General features: G+C 60.5%; 20 protein-coding genes. 10 read left to right on the top strand and 10 right to left on the bottom strand.

Annotated features, from left to right (window positions below; all coding sequences use genetic code 11):
- The 5 genes from ABID26_RS27605 to ABID26_RS27585 all read left to right on the top strand — a co-directional run bounded on the left by ABID26_RS27605 (position 1) and on the right by ABID26_RS27585 (position 7,086).
- Entirely contained in the window at positions 1-993 is a 993-nt protein-coding gene (locus ABID26_RS27605; protein WP_354417134.1) for a branched-chain amino acid ABC transporter permease, read from the top strand.
- The gene (locus tag ABID26_RS27600; RefSeq protein WP_126098560.1) at positions 990-1,727 is read left to right on the top strand and encodes an ABC transporter ATP-binding protein; all 738 of its coding nucleotides are present in this window, start codon (positions 990-992) and stop codon (positions 1,725-1,727) included. The genes ABID26_RS27605 and ABID26_RS27600 overlap by 4 nt, the downstream gene beginning before the upstream one ends.
- Positions 1,724-2,437: an ABC transporter ATP-binding protein gene (locus ABID26_RS27595; protein ID WP_126098561.1), complete on the top strand. Its 714-nt coding sequence runs from the start codon at positions 1,724-1,726 to the stop codon at positions 2,435-2,437. The genes ABID26_RS27600 and ABID26_RS27595 overlap by 4 nt, the downstream gene beginning before the upstream one ends.
- A gap of 683 nt (positions 2,438-3,120) precedes the next feature.
- The gene (gene ligD / locus ABID26_RS27590) at positions 3,121-4,893 is read left to right on the top strand and encodes a DNA ligase D (protein WP_354417172.1); all 1,773 of its coding nucleotides are present in this window, start codon (positions 3,121-3,123) and stop codon (positions 4,891-4,893) included.
- 204 nt (positions 4,894-5,097) lie between these two features.
- Positions 5,098-7,086: a sensor histidine kinase gene (locus ABID26_RS27585; RefSeq protein WP_354417132.1), complete on the top strand. Its 1,989-nt coding sequence runs from the start codon at positions 5,098-5,100 to the stop codon at positions 7,084-7,086.
- Between the two features lie 68 nt (positions 7,087-7,154).
- Here the strand turns inward: ABID26_RS27585 and xth are convergent, their stop codons facing one another.
- Both xth and ABID26_RS27575 read right to left on the bottom strand, forming a co-directional pair.
- Entirely contained in the window at positions 7,155-7,925 is a 771-nt protein-coding gene (gene xth / locus ABID26_RS27580; RefSeq protein WP_126098563.1) for an exodeoxyribonuclease III, read from the bottom strand.
- Between the two features lie 52 nt (positions 7,926-7,977).
- Positions 7,978-8,184, bottom strand: coding sequence for a hypothetical protein (locus ABID26_RS27575; protein ID WP_126098564.1), 207 nt, complete (start codon positions 8,182-8,184; stop codon positions 7,978-7,980).
- Between the two features lie 171 nt (positions 8,185-8,355).
- On the opposite strand from ABID26_RS27575, the gene ABID26_RS27570 reads away from it, so the two are divergent.
- Positions 8,356-9,276: a hypothetical protein gene (locus tag ABID26_RS27570; protein ID WP_354417129.1), complete on the top strand. Its 921-nt coding sequence runs from the start codon at positions 8,356-8,358 to the stop codon at positions 9,274-9,276.
- A 191-nt stretch (positions 9,277-9,467) separates the two neighbouring features.
- Here ABID26_RS27570 and ABID26_RS27565 read toward each other — a convergent pair whose 3' ends face one another.
- The 7 genes from ABID26_RS27565 to ABID26_RS27535 all read right to left on the bottom strand — a co-directional run bounded on the left by ABID26_RS27565 (position 9,468) and on the right by ABID26_RS27535 (position 16,308).
- Positions 9,468-9,734: a hypothetical protein gene (locus ABID26_RS27565; protein ID WP_126098565.1), complete on the bottom strand. Its 267-nt coding sequence runs from the start codon at positions 9,732-9,734 to the stop codon at positions 9,468-9,470.
- Positions 9,735-9,746: 12 nt separating this feature from the next.
- On the bottom strand, positions 9,747-9,959 hold the full coding sequence (locus tag ABID26_RS27560) for a hypothetical protein (protein ID WP_126098566.1): 213 nt from the start codon (positions 9,957-9,959) through the stop codon (positions 9,747-9,749).
- A gap of 588 nt (positions 9,960-10,547) precedes the next feature.
- Positions 10,548-10,955, bottom strand: a complete 408-nt coding sequence (locus ABID26_RS27555; protein ID WP_348628144.1) for a low affinity iron permease family protein — start codon at positions 10,953-10,955, stop codon at positions 10,548-10,550.
- Positions 10,956-12,089: 1,134 nt separating this feature from the next.
- Entirely contained in the window at positions 12,090-12,509 is a 420-nt protein-coding gene (locus ABID26_RS27550) for a hypothetical protein (RefSeq protein ID WP_292300319.1), read from the bottom strand.
- Positions 12,499-12,759, bottom strand: a complete 261-nt coding sequence (locus tag ABID26_RS27545; RefSeq protein WP_126098567.1) for a type II toxin-antitoxin system prevent-host-death family antitoxin — start codon at positions 12,757-12,759, stop codon at positions 12,499-12,501. The genes ABID26_RS27550 and ABID26_RS27545 overlap by 11 nt, the downstream gene beginning before the upstream one ends.
- A 316-nt stretch (positions 12,760-13,075) precedes the next feature.
- Complete coding sequence (locus ABID26_RS27540) at positions 13,076-15,913, bottom strand: relaxase/mobilization nuclease domain-containing protein (RefSeq protein WP_354417127.1); 2,838 nt, start codon at positions 15,911-15,913, stop codon at positions 13,076-13,078.
- A complete protein-coding gene (locus tag ABID26_RS27535; protein WP_126098568.1) occupies positions 15,913-16,308 on the bottom strand; it encodes a plasmid mobilization protein in 396 nt (131 codons plus the stop codon). The genes ABID26_RS27540 and ABID26_RS27535 overlap by 1 nt, the downstream gene beginning before the upstream one ends.
- Before the next feature lie 258 nt (positions 16,309-16,566).
- Here ABID26_RS27535 and ABID26_RS27530 point away from each other — a divergent pair, with 258 nt between their 5' ends.
- The 4 genes from ABID26_RS27530 to ABID26_RS27515 all read left to right on the top strand — a co-directional run bounded on the left by ABID26_RS27530 (position 16,567) and on the right by ABID26_RS27515 (position 18,613).
- On the top strand, positions 16,567-17,271 hold the full coding sequence (locus tag ABID26_RS27530) for a ParA family protein (RefSeq protein ID WP_126098569.1): 705 nt from the start codon (positions 16,567-16,569) through the stop codon (positions 17,269-17,271).
- A gap of 4 nt (positions 17,272-17,275) precedes the next feature.
- Complete coding sequence (locus ABID26_RS27525; RefSeq protein WP_126098570.1) at positions 17,276-17,602, top strand: hypothetical protein; 327 nt, start codon at positions 17,276-17,278, stop codon at positions 17,600-17,602.
- A 184-nt stretch (positions 17,603-17,786) separates the two neighbouring features.
- Positions 17,787-18,263, top strand: a complete 477-nt coding sequence (locus ABID26_RS27520) for a helix-turn-helix transcriptional regulator (protein ID WP_189521483.1) — start codon at positions 17,787-17,789, stop codon at positions 18,261-18,263.
- 68 nt (positions 18,264-18,331) lie between these two features.
- A complete protein-coding gene (locus ABID26_RS27515; RefSeq protein WP_354417126.1) occupies positions 18,332-18,613 on the top strand; it encodes a WGR domain-containing protein in 282 nt (93 codons plus the stop codon).
- A gap of 124 nt (positions 18,614-18,737) precedes the next feature.
- On the opposite strand, the gene ABID26_RS27510 is transcribed toward ABID26_RS27515, so the two are convergent.
- Positions 18,738-19,064, bottom strand: a complete 327-nt coding sequence (locus tag ABID26_RS27510; RefSeq protein WP_126098572.1) for a DUF736 domain-containing protein — start codon at positions 19,062-19,064, stop codon at positions 18,738-18,740.
- Between the last annotated feature and the right edge of the window lie 720 nt (positions 19,065-19,784).

Here is a 19,784-nt window from a genome sequence, read left to right as displayed (position 1 = left end):
ATGGCGCTGCTACCGACCAAGCCGCGATGGCTAGGCCTCGTTCTCCTCGCCGTCATCATCGTCATGCTAGGCGTCCTGCCCTGGACGGTGAACAATTACTGGCTGCGCATCGCCACAGGCGCGCTGATGTGGGCGGGGCTCGCTTGCTCGTGGAACATGCTGGGCGGATATGCCGGCTACATCAATTTCGGCCAGTCAGCCTTTTTCGGCCTCGGCGCCTATGTGACCGCGTTCCTGATGGGCGATCCGTTCGGCTTGCCTTTCCCGGCCACGATTCCCGCCGGCATGGTGGTGACCGCAGTGTTCGCGCTCATCATCGGCGCACCGACGCTGAGGCTGCGCGGCGCCTACTTCGCCATCGCCACCTGGGCCTTTGCCGAGGTGCTGATCCAGTTCGCTTCGGCGATGGACTTCACCGGCGGCATCGGTGGTATCGGACTGCCGCCGTATCTCAACGAACGCTTCTTCTATTTCGCCATGTTCGGTACCGCCGCGCTGACGTACTTCCTCACCTGGGCGCTCTTCGAGCGTTCCCGCTTCGGGCTGAAGGTGAAGGCGCTACGCGACCACGAGCCAGCGGCAGAGGCGATGGGCATCAATACGGCCCTGGTCAAGCTGCAGACTTTCGTGCTCAGCGCTGTCACGGCGTCCGTCTTCGGCGCCATCTTCGCTTACTGGGTCACCTTCATCAATCCGAAGTCCGTTTTCGGCGGCGACATCACCGACCAGATGGTGGTGATGGTGCTGCTGGGCGGCCTGGGCACGCTGTGGGGACCGGCCATCGGCGGCGTCGCGTTGTTCGTCGTCAACCGACTCATTTGGATGTATTGGGGCGACACCGCCTTCTACATCGCCATCCTCGGCACCGCTATCGTCTTGGTGGTGCTATTTCTGCCCAACGGCATCGCCGGCCTGTTCGCAAGGCGCAAGAACGACACGCTGGATAAGGCCCTGGACAAGCTGGTCGGCAGCGGTGAGGGAGGGCACTCATGAGCGGCGGGATACAGTCGGAAGCCGATCCGATCCTGAGCGTGCGCGGGCTCTTCAAGCATTTCGGCGGCATCAAGGCCGCCAACGGCGTCGAACTGGCAGTCGGGCGGCGCGAGATCGCCGGACTCATCGGCCCCAACGGCTGCGGAAAATCGACGCTGTTCAGCCTCGTCTCCGGAGCCGTGATGCCGGACAAGGGCGAGATCCGCTTCGACGGCCGTGCAGTCGCCGGAATGAGCGCGCACAGAATCGCCCGGCTCGGCCTCGCCCGTACCTTCCAGATCCCGGCCCTGTTCGACAATATGACGGTGACCGAGAACCTTCTTGCGGCGGCGGCGGAAGGTCACTGGCAGGGCGCCCACGAGCGCGCGGCCGAGACGCTTTCCCTCCTCAGGCTCGAGCATGTCGCCGACAACCGCGCCTCGGACCTGTCCGGCGGTCAGCAGAAGCTGCTGGAATTTGGTCGCGCAGTCATGCGGCAGGCATCGCTGATCCTGCTCGACGAGGTAACGGCAGGAGTCCACCCCAACATCCGCAAGATTATCCTGGAAGCGATTGCCCGGCTACGCGAACAGGGCGTGTCCTTCCTCGTCATCGAACATGACATGGAGATGGTGCGCAACGTCTGTGACCGAATCATCGTCATGGATTCGGGACGGGTGGTAACAAGCGGCGCCTTCGAGGACATCGTGCGCAATTCTGAAGTCATGCAGACCTACCTGGGGCGCCCGCAATGAGCACGCTGGCCTCCGAGAACATCGTCACCGGCTACGGCAAGCAGGAGATCGTCCATGGCATCTCGCTGACGGCCGAGGTCGGGAAGATCACTTGCATCTTCGGGCCGAACGGCTGCGGCAAATCCACCTTGCTAAAGGCGATCGCCGGGGCGCTACCGGTGTGGAATGGTGCCGCCCGCCTTGGCGAAACCGTGCTGTCCAATCTGCCAGTGCACGAGGTGGTACGGCAGGGGCTGGTGCTGATGCCGCAGGGCGGTGGCGTGTTCCCGCGCCTGACGGTGATGGAGAACCTGCGCATGGGTGGTTACGCTATCGCCGACAAGCGGCTGGTGGAAAGGCGCATTGAGACATTGATCGACCAGTATCCGTCGCTGGCCAGGCGGCGCAAAACGGCGGCCGGCGCGTTGTCGGGCGGCGAGCAGGCGATGCTGTCGCTGGCCCGCGCGCTGGTTTCGGAGCCACGCTTTATCTTGCTCGATGAGCCTTCCGCCGGCCTGTCGCCGGCCATGGTGATCGAGACGCTGGAGCGCATCACGACGCTGACGAAACAAGGCATCGGCATATTGATGGTCGAGCAGAACATCCGCGAAGCCATGCCGATCGCAGACAAGCTCTACATCTTGGCCGCCGGCTCGAAACGCTTCGAGGGCAGCCCGCAAGACGTGCGCGACGACCGTCAGATCATGGACATTTATATGGGCGGAGCCTGAAGTCTCGTATATGGGCGGAGCCTGAAGTCTCGAACGCTGACCTCTTCTTCCCGGTCATCCACGACAAGACACAATTCTATGCGCCGAGAGGCCGAAACGGTGAGAAGTCTGCCCGTGATTCCCCTCCTCAGTTTAGGCTTGGAATCATCGCCTGATATTGCTCTTGGGAATCGGAATAACGGTCCCATACTTTCGTGCCTTTTCACCAACACGCCCGGAATTCACACCAGGATACGCCTTGGATATTCGACGAATCGACGCGTTCGTCGAAGCAAGATTGGACCGTCCGCAGTCGTTTGACGCGGCGGGAATCCGATCAAGACGAGAACCTACCGTCAGCGGGACGTGTTGCTGGGAGCGCCGAAACTCGAATGGGGCCCAATCACGCGAGGCCGCTTCGCGCCGCATCTTCGGTCGCAGTGACAGGGAAGGGTACCAGGGAAAAGAGGGTTGATCCTGAACCGACAGCCAGAAGCTGCGCTGAGCGTATGCTATTTTGTGCGTTATGAATCACCTGAAAGCTGGTACCTCTCGGCACAGGCGACAATCGGGCAACCAAACCGATTGCCCGTGGCAGCAACATGGAAAAAAGCGCCGCGCTCTGCATATATACAATTTCGCTAAAATTCCTGGAACCGGCAGCAGCCCCAGGGCTTGAGTCATGGTCCTCGAGGCGCGCGTGCATGAGCAGCGGCAAAGACCGGCTTTCCTTCATCGAGTTCCAATCGCCAACGCTTGTCGCGAAGGCCCCCGAAGACGGCGACTGGCTGCACGAGATCAAATACGACGGCTACCGGACCCAGCTCATCGTGGAAGACGGAATGGCAAGAGCCTTCACGCGCCGCGGCTATGACTGGTCGCATCGCTACAGGAGGATCGTCCAGGCGGCGGCAGGCTTGCCGGTGAAATCTGCGATTATTGATGGCGAGGCTGTCGTTCTCGGTGACACTGGCTTGCCTGACTACCAGGCGCTGGAGCGCGAGTTGGGCAGGCCAAACTCCGCGAGGCTGATCTTGTATGCCTTCGATTTGCTGTACCTCAACGGCCGCGATCTGCGGCACCGGCCGCTGGTCGAACGGAAGGCAGCGCTGGAGAAGCTGCTGAAGGACAAGGCGCCGACGTTGACCTATGCCGAACATCTGGAGGTAAGCGGAAGGGAGATGTTCGACCATGCCTGCCGGATGGGCCTGGAGGGGATTGTCTCGAAGCGGGCGGACGCACCCTACCGCTCCGGCGTGCAGACGAGCTGGGTAAAGGTCAAATGCATCAAGAGCGACACCTTTCCGATCGTGGCTTTCGTCGAGAAGCTCGGCGCTGAGCCGCGCCGGATCGCATCGCTCTACATCGGCAGGCGGGAGGATGATCGGCTGCTGTATGCAGGGAAGGCTCAGAGCGGTTACACGCTTGAGGTGGCGCGGCGCGTTCGCGAGCGGCTTGATCCGCTGGTCATCGACAAATCGCCATTGTCGGTTGACGTCGATAAGCCGAAAGCCACGTGGGTAAGGCCGGAAGTCCTGGCCGAGGTGCAGTTCAGCGGCGTGACCGATCGCGGCGTCTTGCGCGAGGCCGTTTTCAAGGGCCTGCGCGAGGACCTGGTGGCGATCCCGGCAAAACCGTCTGCGCCCTCGCAGCGACGGGCGTCAGGCAAGGACCACCGCGTCCCGCGCGAAAACATCCTGCAACTCCTGCCCGACGCGGTCTCGCCTTCCAAAGATGAGCTTATTCGCTACTGGCAGCATGTTGCCGATCAGGCGCTGGTGCATCTTGGCCGGCGGCCGCTGAAGATCGTCCGCCATACCTTCGGCACAACCTTCTATCATAAGGGGATGCTGCCCGAGATCCCGGCCGCGGTGCATCAGCTGCGCATCAAGAAGCGGGAAGGCGGGGAGGGCACCCGGGTGTGGGTCGACGATTTGGCCGGCTTGCTCGGGCTTGTCGAAATGGATGCAGTTGAGCTGCATCCCTGGAACGCCACGGTCGACGACATCGAACATGCTGACCGGCTCGTCCTCGACCTCGACCCGGGCGAGGGCGTGGAATGGGCGGAAGTAACCGAAACCGCGCTGGCGCTGCGCGACATCATGTCTGCGGCAGGTCTGGAAAGCCGGCCGAAGGTCACGGGCGGCAAGGGCATCCATCTGATGGCGCCGCTGGCAGTGAAGATCACTCACGATGGCGCCCGGCAGCTGGCCAAGTCGCTTGCCCAGTGCCTCGTCGACACTGATCCCGATCGCTACCTGCTGTCGGCAGATCCAAGAGCCCGACGAGGTCGTATCTTCCTTGACTATCTGCGCAATGGCCGCGGCAACACGGCGGTCGGCGCGTACTCGCCTCGGGCGCGGCCCGGCTTCCCCATCGCGCGCCCTGTCACCTGGGCGCAAGTCGAGCGAAACATTCGGCCGGACGCATTCACCATGGATCACCCTTTCCGGGCGGCAGGGAGAAAGGCGGCGTAGGTCACTCAGCAAGGTCAGGCGTGCCAATTGCGTAGGCGAATTTGGGCGATGTACGCATGCTCGTTTACCGCCTACGAGCGGCGATTGAACGGGGTGCTTGCTCCTCGTGGTCTTGGCATTATGGTAGCTGCCAACTGAGGGGGAGTGCCAGGATTGCCTCTTCGATCGGCTCGTTCGCATTTGTGGGGTCTGATAGCTGCGGCCGTGGTTCCCGTCTGGCTCTTCGCGACGTATTTGCTCATTCAATACGCAGTGCACGAGCGGTCTCGCTTCGAGCAGGACGCCCAGCAAACAGCCCGGCAGGCGTCGCTGATCGTCGAGGGAGAGCTCAACAATCTCCAGACGATTGTTGACGGGCTGTCGAAATCGACTGCACTTGCCACTGGCGATCTGCAGGCATTTCGCACCGAGGCGCTCAGCCGGGCACAGGGTTCGGACCGCATCATTCTCCTTCGCGATTTCAGCCGCAGTCAATTGCTGAATACGACCGCCCCGCAAGGCGCAAGCTTGCCGCCTGTCGCGCCACTTTCAGAATGGGAGCGCCGCCAGCTCGGAGCGGCCAGGTTTGTCGTCAGCAATGTTTTCGCCGGCAGCGATGGAAAAGATTATCGTCTCGCCATCAGTGAGCGAGTGCGGATCCCAGCACGCGACGACCTGCTTCTTTCGATTACCATCCCCACCTCGCGTATTCGCGATGTCATGATGCGGGCCGTGCCCGAGGGTTGGACCGTAGGGGTCGGCGACCGCGACGGCAATTATGTGGCGCGATCCACCTCGCATGAAGAAATGAGCGGAAAGCCGGGTCTCCCGGAGTATCCGGAAAAGATTGTGGGCCGCTCCGGCACCTTCACGTTTCGCAACGACCAGGGCTTGACGCAACTGGTAGGATACTACCGCTCCCAATATTCGGACTGGTTCTATATGGCCAATATTCCGCTTTCAGCGGTCCAATCGCCTCTCTGGCGCTCTCTTGCAGCCATCGTTGGAATTGCTCTTGTGGCGCTTTTCATCTCCGGCTGCCTGGCCTACGTCGTGGGAAAACGCCTCACGGGGGCTGCAGCCCAATTGGCCGCGAGAGCTGACGCCCTCGGCAGAGGCGCCAAGGTGGAGCCGCTGACCACTACAGTCATGGAATTCGACACGATCGCAAATGCGCTCGTCAGTGCCGAGCGAGCCATTGCGGAGCGCAAATTCGAGTTGGAGACCGTGCTCGAGACGGTGCCGGCGGGGGTTTGGTTCACCTATGATCCGAAAGCCCTGCAGGTTATCCGCAACCGTTTCGCGGCAGAGCTGATGGGCTTACCGACGGATACCCCCAAGGCCTTCGGCGCTCCGGACCTGGTGATAGACACGGTGGCCGAGAAGGATGGCCGTATGGTGAGCCGACAAGACCGGCCGTTGAGCCGGGCAATGCGTGGCGAACTCACCGACAATGAAGAGTTTTCCTACACGCTCCCGTCCGGTGGGAGGCGCCACTTGTTGTCAAGCGCGCGGCCAATCCGTGATCCGGAGGGAGGCATCATAGGAGCTGTCCAGATCAGCCTCGACATCTCCGATCGCAAGCGCGCAGAAGAACAGCGCAAGCTGCTGGTCAACGAGCTAAACCATCGCGTCAAGAATACCCTTGCCGTGGTTCAATCAATCGCAAGCCAGACGATCCGCAATTCCACTAGCCTTGCCGAGGCTAGGCGGACCCTGTCCAGCCGACTGGTCTCCCTGGCCAAAGCTCATGACGTCCTCACGCATGAGAACTGGAGGGGTGCCGATCTCGAAGAGCTGATAGCTGCTTCAATTAGGCCCCACGCTCCGATGGAACGTTTTCAGTTGAGCGGCGACGAGGTTTGGGTGGAACCCAATATCGCGCTGTCGTTTGCGCTCGCCTTCCATGAACTCACGACAAATGCGATCAAGTACGGTGCATTGTCGAATGCAACCGGCACGGTTTCCATTTCCTGGGGACTCATCGAACAAGGGCCAGATCGCCGGCTAGAGCTTGAATGGCGTGAAAGCGGAGGACCGGTCGTTGCGGCCGTCAAACGCAAGGGGTTCGGCATGCAATTGCTAGAAGGCATGTTCTCCAGGGTGAGTCGGGTCAGCCTCTCGTTTGATGAGGCGGGACTTCTAGCCGCGTTCAGCGTGAGCTTGTCGGCATCGACCGGCCTTTCGACATCGGCGGCACGAGCCGCCGGTTAACCAACGTATGTGCTGGCCGTCCGGAGCAGCAGTGCTTTCAACTAAGAGCGCTATCAGCCCTTCTCGAGCTAAATCAATTCGATCCAGGCGGGGGCATGATCGCTTGGCTTTTCCCAACCGCGCACCGAAACATCGACGCCCGCGCTCTGAAGCCTGTTTGAAAGCGCTGGACTCACCAGGAGATGATCCATCCGCAGACCGGAGCTGCGGTCGTAACCGCCTCGGTAGGAGAAGTTCCAGTAAGTGTAGACGCCCTTGTCCGGGTGAATTTGCCGAACCGCATCCGTCCAGCCCATCTTGAGCATATCGGCGTAAGCCTGACGGCTCTGCGGGAAATACACGGCATCGCCAAGCCACCTTGCCGGAGCCACCGCATCGATCGGCGTAGGAACCACGTTGTAATCGCCGCAGAGGACCGTCTCTTCTTTGAGCATCGTGCGGGCGTAGCCGATCAAACGCTGGAACCAGGCGAGCTTGTAATCGAATTTCGGGCCTGGGGCCGGGTTCCCGTTCGGCAGATAGATGCAGCCGATTACCAGCCCATCGACCTCGGCCTCTATATAGCGACTGTGTGTGTCGTCTGGATCGCCGGGCAAGCCGCGCCTGCGCTCTTGGGGCTGAGTGTTACGGGCAAGAATTGCGACCCCGTTGTAAGACTTTTGACCGTGCCAGATGGCGCCGTAACCCACCTCCCTGATGGCATCGATAGGGAACCTCTCATCGGACGTCTTGAGCTCCTGCAGGCAGACGATATCGTATCTGGTTTCGTCCAGCCATTTGAGGAGGACCGGCAAACGCCCGTTGACGCCGTTTACGTTGAAGGTTGCGATTGTGACCATGCGGTCATCTCAGCCGACGATCTCGAACTGTCTTCCGGGTCCTTTGCAATGCCTAGCTGTCTTCCTTGTAGATTTTGGCGGCTTCCTCGATCTTGCGCCAATCGTTCCCATAGCGCCGCACCAGCTCCCGCGCCTGTGCCGGCGATATGTTTTGCGTTTCTACAATATGGTTCACTTCCGCCTCTTCGCCTTTCAGCGGACACGAACGGGGTTTCTTAGGCCGGTCGGCCCCAGGTTCCTTTTCGTCTCGTTCCGGCATGAATCGATTCTCTCCGGATCCGGATTAACCGTCGAGTGCCGGGAAGGTTTCCCTGGTTGGGCTCGTGGGCGGTTTCGGACATCTGCATTCGGTTGGCCCTGCCGCTGTGTGGCTTGAACCCAAACGGCTTGTGCAGCGTTCTTTGCCAGCAGTGCTGCCGGTCGCAATCCGATGGATAAATTCGAGGCCCTTACCGCGCCGCAGAAGGCTCCTGGTGCCGAAGCGCGCTTTCCGTACGATCGATCGGCGGTTGAGCGGTTCCAGCAGGCATTCCCACGCGCCAGGTGGAGCGACGAGCGCAAGAGCTGGTTCGTGCCAGGAAAGACAGCGGCGCGGCGGATCGAGCGCTGGCTGGCGCAAGAGGTGGCTTCGCGCGCGGCTCATGACGACAGCAAGGGACGGGATGCCTTTGCCTTCGATCCGCTGTCGAGCCCGTATCTGGAAGTCGGGGACGACCTGCGCATCCGCACGCCCTATTCCAGGACCGTTCTCGAGGAGCTGCGAGCCGTTCCATGGGCGAGTTGGGATGACGAGTTGCGGGCCTGGAGGGTGCCTTTTCGCGCCTATGAGGAGCTGCTGCGCCGGTGGCCAAGCATCGAAAGAGCTGCCGAACGCGCCGAGCCGGAAGAGCGGAAACGGCGACGGGAAGCCACCAGACACACCGCTGAACACCAAGCTGCCAAGCTGCGCTATGCCGAACGCAGGCGCCATCGCTATCCGGTTCCAGCCGAAGAGCTTCCTCCGCTCGGCCGCCCTGTGGCCACGGCGCAGTACGGCATTATTGTCTTCACGGAGATTTCAGGCGAGCTCGCTGATGTCTCGGAATTAGCAGAGTTCTACCCCCAATTGACGGGAGCGGCCGTCGACCATGTCTGGACCAGATGGCGGCCGGCGACTTTGACTGAACTGGTCAAGACGTGGCCGGCCCGGCGCCCTGCCGGATCAACGGAACGATCGAAAGGGTGGTGGCAGCCGACGCTGGACGAACTCAGGCCCGCTCGCCGAAAGGCGCGAGCTCTGGAGAGACGAAAGCAGAGGCTTGCGGAACCCCCCCAAGGACGAAGAGGCCGAGCGCCGGAAACTGAAGCATGACGCAGATCTGGCTGAGGCGCGAACCATCCTGGCCCAGCTCCCGCACGTTAACGCCTGCCGGTTTCTAGATCTTTTCGGAGGCGACATTTGGCGGGAAGTGCGGCGGTTGCACGAAAGCGGTATTTTCCTGGGCTGCGCCCTAGACGCTTCCCCATCGCCATAAGCCGCAGGGGCGGGCCCACCCTCCCAAGTCAGAGCCCGAGCGTCTGGCCTGCTTCCAGTTGAAAAAAAGCTGTCGATAAGCTTCTGGAGAAAATGGCGCCTCGGAAAGCCTCAACGGCCGATCCATGGGTGACATCAACCAATAAGGCCACCGCCTGCTCAACCTCTTCGGCAGCGCGGTCAACCCGATCCAGCCGCTTCGCCAACCTATCGTGAAGCAGCTCAAGCCGCGCGGCCCGGTGCAGATTGGCGCGCTCTTCGTAGTGCGAGTCGAGCGGTTCGAACAGCATCGTCATGGTGTCGGCTCCTCAATGCGCGCTTGTGGGCGGCACCATTTTCAGCAGCCGCCGCTTGGCTGCTTTCGCTCGCGCTTGCCCGGCTCGTATGCGGCTGCAAAGTGCAAGACTGATCGCAAGCCCGTGGTTGTCGTCGAGCATAGTCTTTGCCTGCTTGAGGGAGAGTTCGGCTTGCTTGGCGCGTTGTCTGGCGGCCGCCATTTCCAAGTTCAAAAGTTCAACCATTCCTCGCATCCTCTATTGCCATCCCTTCCATTAGGAAACCGTCATTTTCCGCGTTGGTTCCGGTTTGTCCGGTTGCCGCACGGCGGGATGCATGACGGCTCCACGTCCGCCAAGGCCGAACTGGAGCGCAGGATCGAACAGGCCTTAGTTCCGAGGCGGAGCAGGTCAAGGTTGCTCGATACGAGGCGGCCAAGCTTCAGGCTGACGCCGCAGCCATCTGCTGCCCTTTAACACGAGAGCGGCCCGGCAGGCTGACGGGGTAGGCCAGCAAACGCCGGGCCTAACCGGCGGAGGGCTCGGGGGCGAGACACGGCGCCGGCTGACGACAAACATAAGTCCTTGCTGAAATGATCGGTACGCATCCATAAGGCGGAGCTTTGCAGCATGGCCGGAAAAATCTCGTCGCCATTGACGAGCGTTTGCACGGCGTTCGCGTCGAACATCTGCCCCTGGGAATAGCTGTTCATGCTTCTTGCGAATTGCGGATCTGCCCCGTCGAAACTGTGCGGGACGAACCTCCGCACCCTTTCGACCAGAACTCACCATTCGAGCGCCTGCGGGTGGCGCCACGCATTGCAATGGGACATCTCAATCGCCCTGCTGTTTACGGTTGCGACGCTTTTCGATTTCCTCAGGTTCTTCATCGTCGATGCGAGTGATGTTTGAAGCCGAGCTATTGGACCGCAGCATCTCGTCCAACTTGGCGTGGATGGCCTGAGTGTCGCGATGCTCTGCCCGCTGAATGAACAGCGTCATAGCCCAGGTGAAGAGGGTAGCCGCTCCATGCCAATTCAAACTCTCCCTGTCGAAAACCAACCAAAGCGCCGCGTAAGCCAGCAGGACCAGGAATGCTGCGGGCCGAGAGGTCAACGTGCCGATTGAGGTGAGTGCGCTGATGATCGGGTGATTTGCCATCCTCAAGAACTTTCCATCCTGACGCAGGTTCCAGCCTTTGAGCCAAGCGGCTGAAGCTATGGGCCTCTGAACCAACAGCATTTTGGACGAACCCCTGCATCCTTTGCGCAATCGGTATTGAAAAGGGATCTTCCAGGGTGGGTTTTGACGTGGACATGAAGCCAACTGGCACTGAAACGGCTAGCCCTCAGGACCCGGAAATCCTCCTAAAGAAGACCGCGCACTTCGTCGGAGGTGGATCTACGAGCACAAGGCGGAAGCCCCGGCTGCGATCCGGCCGAAATCGCCGCCAAGAAGCTGGCCAAACAGTGTATTGCCGACGCAAGGGCGGTTAGCCACTTGCAACAGTTAGTGAGAGAACCAGGTATAATTGTGAAGCTTGTAAAAATTGAGAAATTTATCGCAAGACAAGTGCGACGCCTGCGCAAGGAGTTCGAACCCAACCGTTTCGCCTACGAGCTTCCGCCGCCGAAATTCCGAGTTGCGGCCACGGCGGGCAAGATTCCAAGCGCGGCTGGTTCCTGTCCATTCTTCGGCGGCAAGTATGAGACTGGCATCCCAAGCGGACGATCGCAGTCACCGCCGCGGTGCTGATCGCCGTCTCGAGCATGCTGTTAATCGCCTTGAGCGCGCTTGGGAGCCTCGGTCGCTGGACGAACTAACATATTGATTCTGATCGCCTTCTTCCTGTTCCATAATGTTTGTTATGCGACACGTGCGTGTAGGCGCAAAGTTAAAATGTCCCACTTCTGCAAAGTACGAATGTCGCTTCCCCTTTGCTGGATGCCATTCTCCCGGGCGCCGTTTTTGAGGGAGACAGCTGGTGGGATTGGTTCTGATGAGCGAACGCGAGTTCCGGCGTATCGAAGTTTTGTCGAAGATTGTTGAGCGGCGAATGACAAATAGATCCGGCACCACCTGCACGACTGTAGCGTGGAACCAGGAAAAGGGCCTCCAGAAGATCCCGGGCGTTCCAGACCGCTGTTCGCCAGTTCTGCGCCACCATCCGTCGTGAACAACTCTATCGGGGTATTGCCGCACGGTCCCCAGCTAGCAATGCGGTCGCTGACATTCCTACTTTGCAGAAGTGGGACATTTTAACTTTGCGCGCCCGGCCGCCCGAACCGCAGGTGCCCGTCAGGCACACCACGTCGGGAAGCGAGGAGTTCCAAACGATCGGGCCAGGTTCTGCAGGCGACTGTAGCTATCAGGATGTCAATCCAGGCGGCTGACACGCCGTCCGGATGCCCGTGCTTCTACGAAGGCTGCGGCAACCTTCATCATGAACGCCTTGCTGAAACGGCCGAGGATTTTACTGTGAGGCTCGATATACCAGGAGCGCTCGGCAATGTCGTAATTGTATTCGTCGACGACGATCCAGCACCGCTTGATGTCGCTCAGTCCTGCTCGCCGGCATTCAATGTCGGAAACCTCCACCGCGACGCGATCGGCCTGCGCTGGCTGGGTGGTGATCGCCAGAAGCGCCAGATGGCTGAGACCGTCATTCGCACTGCGGACGACCACGACGACACAAGTGGGCCGGGCTTTCCGGCCTTCGGTCTCGCCGCGTTCGTGCTGCCAGGCCCAGAGGTAGGGGTAGTCGATGACTTGACCAGGCAGGAAATCATTGCTCATCGTCGTAACCCTCGCCGCGCGCCAGCCGATCGATCTCCGCCAAGAAAAGATCGCGGTGCTCCTCCGGCATCTCAGAAACGCGATAGACACGACGCGGGTCCCCTCCAGCACGCATCCGCTCGTAGTGCTCGTAGCTCATCAGCACGAACCGGGGTTTCCGGTGTTTGGTGAGGACGACGGGTTCGCGGGCAGCGGCGTCGGTGACGTCGCCAACTTGCTTGTTGAGATCGCCTGTCGTGAATTGCCGCATGGCAGTGCTCTCCTCTATCGATCTCCATAATATCCAGATTTTCCAGATTTGCAAGAAAACGGCACTCCCGTACCGTCTCCATTCTAGGTTCCCAGACATTGAAAGACGCGATGGGAGGCTTGCGACTCTAGCGGATGACGGCCGCCGTCTGAATCAGGCGCTCAAGGCTGACAGCCCTCGTCATAGCTGTGGACGGCACTCTTCGAACTCGCTGAAGAAAGCACCTGTCATTGTCTCGATTGTTGCAGACGTCCGTCGGTCGGATTGGTGGGCCGCCGCTGGTATCTTCGATGTTGAGCTAGTCGTTGTTCATGTCCTACCTCCCTCGATCGTCGCGACCACGGTCCTGGCGTCTCTCGATCTCCAACTCGATCCGCCGCAGACGTGGTACATGCTGCTGCGGAGCGTCCGCCTTATCCTCCTCGTTTGACCGTGCTCCACGGTCACCAAGTTCGAACCGTCCGGATACACCATCGACGTTTTCGTCACGCGACTGTTCCGCTTCCACACGGCGCCGGCTTTCCAGATGGATTTCGTTGTTCAGGTCGTGTCTGATCGTTGCCATCTCGCGGATATAGTTGTTGCCGTCCAGCGCCGCTCTCGCCGCTTCTCGTAGCAGATCCCTATGCCTGCTCTCAGCCTCGGTCTGCCTCGCGACCCGTGCATCTTGCTCGGCTTCCGTCTCGGCACGACCGGACGAACTCGCTGAACGGCTATCCCTGGTTTCCGGCTCATAAAGACTATGGGCCTCCATCCTCGCGCTGTCGATCCGTGCGAACAACTCGTCGCCAGCGCAAACCGCCTGCTCGTCATTGTTCCTGACAGCGGAGTTCCTCGACGGATCATACATGTCGATGCGCCGACGAGCCGCTCGATGAGTAGCCTCCTCCTTCAGCGCCATCAGCAGGTTTTCCTCGCCCTTCGATTGCTCGTAAAGATACGTGTTCCCGTCGAGGGCCTCGCGAGCGTAGCTTTGGAGTACGGCGTCGTATCTATTCGACGCCGCTGCATAGTCAGCGCGAACGGCTGTGCGCTCATCATCAGATATGTCGGCGCGAAAATAGTCGCTCGAGTATCTAGTCGCGGCGCGATCGAGCGATTGGAAGGCAGCATCGTACTCGGCCAAGATCTCGCCACCTTCACGCACCGCACTCTCGCCATGGCGAGCAACCGCACTGTCGAACAGATCCTGTTGGGCGGTGTGCCCCTCCCCGCCTATATGCCGCCGATCCCGGTTGCCCTTTGTGCTTCCTTCAGCACCTACGTCACCTTCCGCCATGTGGGAGAAGTCCGCATCCTGCAACTGTCGCCGCTCATCTCCCGTGCGGATCTCTTCAGTGTGATCCCGGCGAATAGTCTCGATGGAGCTGAACCCAGCCTGCCTCTCCAACAGTTCGAGGAACTCGCGGCGGATGTCCACCACCTCGCGGACCGTCGCAGCAATCTTGTCGAATTCGGCGCGATCAGTTGCATGGAGTGTCCGTCCCAAAGACGCTAGAACCGCTTCCACACGGTTTTCATAGGCCTCGAACTCTTGACGCGTCATCTCTCGCATTTTTCCATCCTCGCCTTTCACGAAGTCAACCAACTCCATCATGCCGATAGCGTTCTTGACCGTTTCCCGGTCCCTCGCCGCAAAAGCACGACCAGCTTGATTGTTCTCAGCCAAGCCGTCGAAGCGTGCCCTTTGCTGCATCGCAAAGGCGCCTTCGCGCGTACCTCGCTCCTCATTGGCGATCTCGTTCCAAATCTCGGCCGCTTTCGCCGCGTACTGTCTGCTACGGTCCGAGGCTGCGAGGTTGATCCGGTTCGACCGCTTTGCGCGATAACGGGCCTGCGCGGCGTGGCTCGTGCCTTCGTGCTCGGTCCGGCCGCGATAGCTGACAGGGCGCACTTGGTTGCGCGTATAGGCCGGAGCGCCGGCAAACTCGCGGCGGTCGGTGAGCTCCATGTGGATGCCCTGCTCCCGGGCTTTCTCGGCCATCACGGAGCGCCATTCCCGGAACAACTGCGGGCTCGTGACGATGCGCCCTCCGGTTTCCGAGCGCACGGTCACGATCGCATGGGCGTGGATGTGTGGACGCTTGCCGCCTTCCTCCATCTCCTTGGGATCGCGCGCCGGATCGTGAACCGCAAACACATAGCGATGCCCCGCAAACTGCTCGCCCAGGAACTCACGAACGGCTCCCTCGAAGGCCGACGCATCCGTGCCCGCCCGCGCCGAATTGATCAGGTGCATGACGTCCCTGCCCTTGCGGCTGTGCAGTGCCTTGCGCCATTCCTTCTGCACCAGATCGCCCGCTAGGGCGGCGTCACCGATCAATCGGCCGGTGTTATCGCGAACCTCCCCATTGGTTCTCGCGACCAGCTGGCGTATACGGGCTGTGCCCCATTCCACACCATTGCCGTAGCCGTGGAACCGGAACCGTGCCTCGATGTCTCGGCCGGCGTCGGTGTCGTCGTAGCGCTGCTGAACGATCTCCGCAGCCTTACGGTCGCCAGTCAACCGCTCACCGCTCCCGTCGCGCAGGACGACGACACCGCTCACATAAAGCTCATCCGGATCCCGTTTCCGAGCTGTGTAGACGAACTGTCGATCGCCAAATCCGGATCGCAAGATCTCGCGCAGCTGGTCGTCCTGGTCGACGTCGCTGCTCAGCGAGGCTGAATTGATCGAGACATGGAATACGGCGACATCGCGGCTGGCGGCACGATTGTCGAAGAGATGATCCCACTCCGCCCACTGTTTGGCGACAGCATCCCTGCCGAGCACGCGCTCGCCGCGCTCGTTCTCGACGGCGAGTTCCCCGCCTCGTGACGTGTAGCTCATCATAGCCGCTGCTCGCGCGCCTCCGCCGTAGGAGGCGAGCTTGACCACGGCCGGCTGGCTTCCGCGTGCCAGCGCTGCAAACCGTGCCCGCATCGAGCGGCCGCTCGAGCCGGCCTCGCCATGCGTCCAACGCAAGTGGCTGCCACCATTCCGCCGGGGCGAGCGGGCGAACTTACGAAAACCCTCTTCAGCAAGCCGCGCCGCCCCTCCCCTTCGCGGCTCATCCCAGTCGACCTTTTCGACTTGGCCGAGCCGCATCTCATGCATCAGCATGGCGCGCCGGCGCTCCCACTCGCGCTCGAAGGCGCCAGGGAAGAACTCCATCAGGAATCCTCTTCACGCCGGGTTGCTGCCGAGCGCCTGGTCATCGCTGCAAGTTCAGATGCCACCGTCGTCGCGATGATATGCGCGTCTTTGATGCTGCCGGCGACTTCTCCCTCAACCGGCACCCTGCCGGTGTTGATGGCCCGTGCGATCTTATTGAGGTTGGCACCGATCGCACGCATTCCGTCGGCAAGCAGGTCGAGCACCGCGCGGTCCTCCGCTCCGAGGAACGGCCATACGCCGGCGCCCTCTAGGGAAAGCGACCGGATGAAGGCCGAAATGGTCAAGCCGGCGGCGCCGGCGGCCGCCTCCAGCGCATCGAACTCGGCTGGCGACAAGCGGAAATGCGCCACCTTATTCCTTCGTTTCGACACTTCCGAGCGGCTGCGAGCCATCGACAAACGCATCCTTGATCATAGCGGTTGCGGCCGCAGGCCGCGGATCGAGGGCTTGTCCCTCGATTGCAGGAAAAATGTAACACATTTTTCCGTATCCTGCCAAGCAATCTGCCAAGCAATCTGGTAACGCGAATACGCTTTATGGCCGGCTATCTCTTTATTTCCATAGCCAATATGATTACATTTCTCCACGTCTGTTCGATCGTGGCGCCATAGATCTGCATGGCTCTACAAACACACAAAGGAGTAACGGCCATGCCGGCAGTCATCGCCGCCATCAACGGCAAGGGCGGCGCAGGAAAGACCACGGCGCTGATGAACATAGCAGGCGAATATGCCCTGAGAGGCCGAAGCGTCGGCTTGCTCGATATCGACCCGCGCAGCAATCTTATGAAGTGGTGGAGCGATTGCCATGACAAGGGCAATCAAGCCGAAGGCCTAGACGTTTTTGGTCCGAAGACAGGCAAGGCAATCGCGGCCTTCTTCGAGAGCAAGGCAAACGTTTTTGACTACGTGCTTGTCGACACGCCCGGTGAGGACACTTCAATCATAGATGGCGTGATCGCGCGCACCGATCTGGTGATCTCGCCAGTGCAGCCGTCGAAGCGGGAGGTCGTCGGCGCAATCGAATGCCTGGAGGTCGTTCGACGCGTCAACAAGACGTACGGAGCAGCATGCCGACACGGCGTGCTGAAGACACGCATTACTCTACCGGTCTGCCACACCGAACTTTACCGCAAAATTCGACCAATCATCGTCGAACACGCCGGGACTTACCTGTTCAAGACCGAAGTGCATGAACGCAACGTTTACAAGGACATCCACAGCGGCCTTGGCACATTGCAGATGCAGGCGGTCACGCCGGCAATCGCCAAAGCACGACGAGAAACATTAGCACTCGTCGAAGAGATTGATTCCCTACTCTCAGGCGAAGAGGGCTCGTCCGTTGAAGCGGGATGAAAAGTTGGCAGCGGCCGAGTTCCTGACCGCGGCGCGGAAATCCCAACCTGCGCCAATGCGGTCTTTGGAAAATATCGGACCGGACGCGCCAGTTCGTTTAGAATCCAACCCCGCGGCGGATGATGACGCCCTGCAGACGCGGACCGATGCGCGGAAGGCGCTTCGCCGGCTCAAGCAAGAGCGGATGAAGGGAGTTCAGAACTTCGTAAACGTCCATCTCGATCGTGAGACCAAGAAGAGACTGAAGCTGGCCTCGTTCGCCTCGGAGACGTCCATGCAGTTTCTGGTCGAGACCGCAATCCGCAAATTTCTTGATGACAACGGGTTCTGATCCGCGACCATCGTTTTGTCGGCCCAGCGTTACCGTATTGGTTATGAAAATGCCGGCAAATGCCGTCGGCGGGGTATTCTTGGCATCACTTTGCATATAAGGTTATAAGGCTGGGATGGTGAGCGTGGGTATATCGTCACCGAAATTGTCGGGTCACGATCAGCAAGGGGCAAAATGGTGTTCTATGGCGGGTAAGGCCAACGAAAGCTACCGCGCGGCGCGTGGGCTGGTCGAGACGAGCGAGCCGGATTTTGAGCGCCCGCTGTGGCGTAAGCCTGGTTTCAACGGCGTGGTTTCGCTGGACGAGATGGACAAGGCGTTGAGCGAGTTTTTGGCTTCGACACGACGCAAGAAGGGCTTGAATCGTGAGCAGCTCGCTGAACTGCTTGGCATCTCTGGCCAGGTCTATGGACGATATGAACGATCCGAATCCAAGCTCAATGTAACGCGGCTGGTTCACCTTTGTGAGATCTTCGGTCTTGCTCCAATCGAGATGATTTACGCGGCGGCGCCGCATCTGTTCGGCAAGTCGTCCAATGAGGCCGCGAACAGGATGGCCCTTATGCGTCTTGTTTCCAGGATGCGGCCCGAGGCTATCGCCTCCCTGCTGTCCCTGGTCAGTGAGCTTTCGGGCGAAGGTGAGATTCCTGATAGTCCTTAAAGCTGGGACTCCCTGCAGCCTGGCTTTCATCAATAAATTGAATCCCAGGGGCTCGGTCGATTCAATCAATGAATTGGACGATCGGCGGGCGCCAGCTGACAATGACGAGCATGGTCGCTGGCAAAACAAAACCAATTTGTCTAAGGCGTGTAGATCCCGAACGGAACATGGCACGCTTCTACAGCCTGGCGCTCCAGCCTACCCTGTTTGGAGGAACGTCGTTGGTGCGCGCCTGGGGCCGCATTGGAACGAGGGGCCGCGAAAAGATCGAGACCTTTGACGGAGACGCTCAAGCCGGTCTCGCTTTCCTGCGCTTGGAGCGGACTAAACGCAATCGCGGTTACCGGTAGATCATGGCGGACGGTGACGTCGTCGCATGGATGCGGGGTTCGCTGTCGGCGACTTGCAGCGCTCAGTGTGGGTTTTACGAGAAGGCCCGCCCGGCGCACCGGGCGGGCCGATGAGAGGAATATCTCAGTCGCCGTTACGGCGCGTCGGGCGAGACCAGATCAGGCTGAACCCTTCGCCCTCTTCGTCCTCTACGAGATTGGCGTAGATCGGGTTGCTGAAGCTCGGATCGTCGAGCTTGAGGCTCAGGTAGTTGCGACCCTCGTTGGACTTCTTGGCCCAAGCGGCGCCGATCTCGACTCGGCCCACGAAAACCCGGTGGCTGGGGGCATTTTCGCCGCTGGCGCGGCTGTCTGGAACAACGCGGACGTTCTGGGCCTGAAGCGAAAGAGTGACGATCTCGCCAGCGAACTCGTTGTTGCCGGACTGCTTGAAGTTGCCGATGGTGGCCATGACGGTTCTCCTTGGTTCTGGATCGAGCCCGCGCCATTGCGGCCTCGATGGCGATCGGCAGGCCGAAGGCGATCGAGGGCGCACCCCGAAGGGGCCTGGACAGCAGAGGAGGAACTATCTTGTCTCGCGAGGAACTCCGGCTCTGGCCGGAAGGGGAAGATAGTTTGACGGCGCTGTTGCGCCTTAGGCGATCGAAGCGAAGCTGATCTTCGGCCAGATCAAGCCAAAAGAGAGGCCGTATTGGAGCAATCGACCAGCCGGAAAGGACCTCAGGAGAGCCTGGCCATCTCGATCAGCCAAGGGCCTGCTCGTGCTTTCGTTGTGCCATGCTCGTATTTGAACCAGGCGCTTGCCCAATGGTCTCGGACAGCTCAGCAGGGATAGGGCGCCCTCTCCCGTGTCGCTTCATGGCGCGTGTAGAGATTAGTGCTGAAGCAGATCAGGGTGTCGGCGCTCGCATCACGCCAGCCCGCGTTGATCGACTCGCTGCTCGCCCGGCCGCTCGCCACCGCCGTGATCAGGATGCGAATGCGGCATTCCGCCTGCCATCGGTCCCGACAGCCAGCGGACGGTCATGAGACATGCATGGTTGTGGCCGGCGCGTCCGGGCGGTGCCATTACGCGCATGGACGCAGTGACGCCGGCTGCAAATCGCGCCGACAATGACAAGATTCCGGCAAGGCCTCAAGACGGGCCTAACCAGCCTCATGGTGCCGAACA

The organism is Mesorhizobium shonense, from assembly GCF_040545255.1.
Taxonomy (GTDB): domain Bacteria; phylum Pseudomonadota; class Alphaproteobacteria; order Rhizobiales; family Rhizobiaceae; genus Mesorhizobium; species Mesorhizobium shonense.
The sequence above is the reverse complement of the archived record's forward strand: the minus strand, read 5'-3'. Positions and strand labels throughout refer to the sequence as shown.

What these genes read in the sequence shown, in the direction of transcription:
- ABID26_RS27530 (WP_126098569.1), top strand. Translation starts at nt 16,567, where the DNA reads ATGCCGGCAGTCATCGCCGCCATCAACGGCAAGGGCGGCGCAGGAAAG.
- ABID26_RS27570 (WP_354417129.1), top strand. Translation starts at nt 8,356, where the DNA reads ATGGATAAATTCGAGGCCCTTACCGCGCCGCAGAAGGCTCCTGGTGCC.
- ABID26_RS27595 (WP_126098561.1), top strand. Translation starts at nt 1,724, where the DNA reads ATGAGCACGCTGGCCTCCGAGAACATCGTCACCGGCTACGGCAAGCAG.
- ABID26_RS27555 (WP_348628144.1), bottom strand. Translation starts at nt 10,955, where the DNA reads ATGCTGTTGGTTCAGAGGCCCATAGCTTCAGCCGCTTGGCTCAAAGGC.
- ABID26_RS27600 (WP_126098560.1), top strand. Translation starts at nt 990, where the DNA reads ATGAGCGGCGGGATACAGTCGGAAGCCGATCCGATCCTGAGCGTGCGC.
- ABID26_RS27565 (WP_126098565.1), bottom strand. Translation starts at nt 9,734, where the DNA reads ATGACGATGCTGTTCGAACCGCTCGACTCGCACTACGAAGAGCGCGCC.
- ABID26_RS27545 (WP_126098567.1), bottom strand. Translation starts at nt 12,759, where the DNA reads ATGCGGCAATTCACGACAGGCGATCTCAACAAGCAAGTTGGCGACGTC.
- ABID26_RS27515 (WP_354417126.1), top strand. Translation starts at nt 18,332, where the DNA reads ATGAATTGGACGATCGGCGGGCGCCAGCTGACAATGACGAGCATGGTC.
- ABID26_RS27535 (WP_126098568.1), bottom strand. Translation starts at nt 16,308, where the DNA reads ATGGCTCGCAGCCGCTCGGAAGTGTCGAAACGAAGGAATAAGGTGGCG.
- ABID26_RS27510 (WP_126098572.1), bottom strand. Translation starts at nt 19,064, where the DNA reads ATGGCCACCATCGGCAACTTCAAGCAGTCCGGCAACAACGAGTTCGCT.
- ABID26_RS27605 (WP_354417134.1), top strand. Translation starts at nt 1, where the DNA reads ATGGCGCTGCTACCGACCAAGCCGCGATGGCTAGGCCTCGTTCTCCTC.
- ABID26_RS27560 (WP_126098566.1), bottom strand. Translation starts at nt 9,959, where the DNA reads ATGGTTGAACTTTTGAACTTGGAAATGGCGGCCGCCAGACAACGCGCC.
- ligD (WP_354417172.1), top strand. Translation starts at nt 3,121, where the DNA reads ATGAGCAGCGGCAAAGACCGGCTTTCCTTCATCGAGTTCCAATCGCCA.
- ABID26_RS27540 (WP_354417127.1), bottom strand. Translation starts at nt 15,913, where the DNA reads ATGGAGTTCTTCCCTGGCGCCTTCGAGCGCGAGTGGGAGCGCCGGCGC.
- xth (WP_126098563.1), bottom strand. Translation starts at nt 7,925, where the DNA reads ATGGTCACAATCGCAACCTTCAACGTAAACGGCGTCAACGGGCGTTTG.
- ABID26_RS27520 (WP_189521483.1), top strand. Translation starts at nt 17,787, where the DNA reads ATGGCGGGTAAGGCCAACGAAAGCTACCGCGCGGCGCGTGGGCTGGTC.
- ABID26_RS27550 (WP_292300319.1), bottom strand. Translation starts at nt 12,509, where the DNA reads ATGAGCAATGATTTCCTGCCTGGTCAAGTCATCGACTACCCCTACCTC.
- ABID26_RS27575 (WP_126098564.1), bottom strand. Translation starts at nt 8,184, where the DNA reads ATGCCGGAACGAGACGAAAAGGAACCTGGGGCCGACCGGCCTAAGAAA.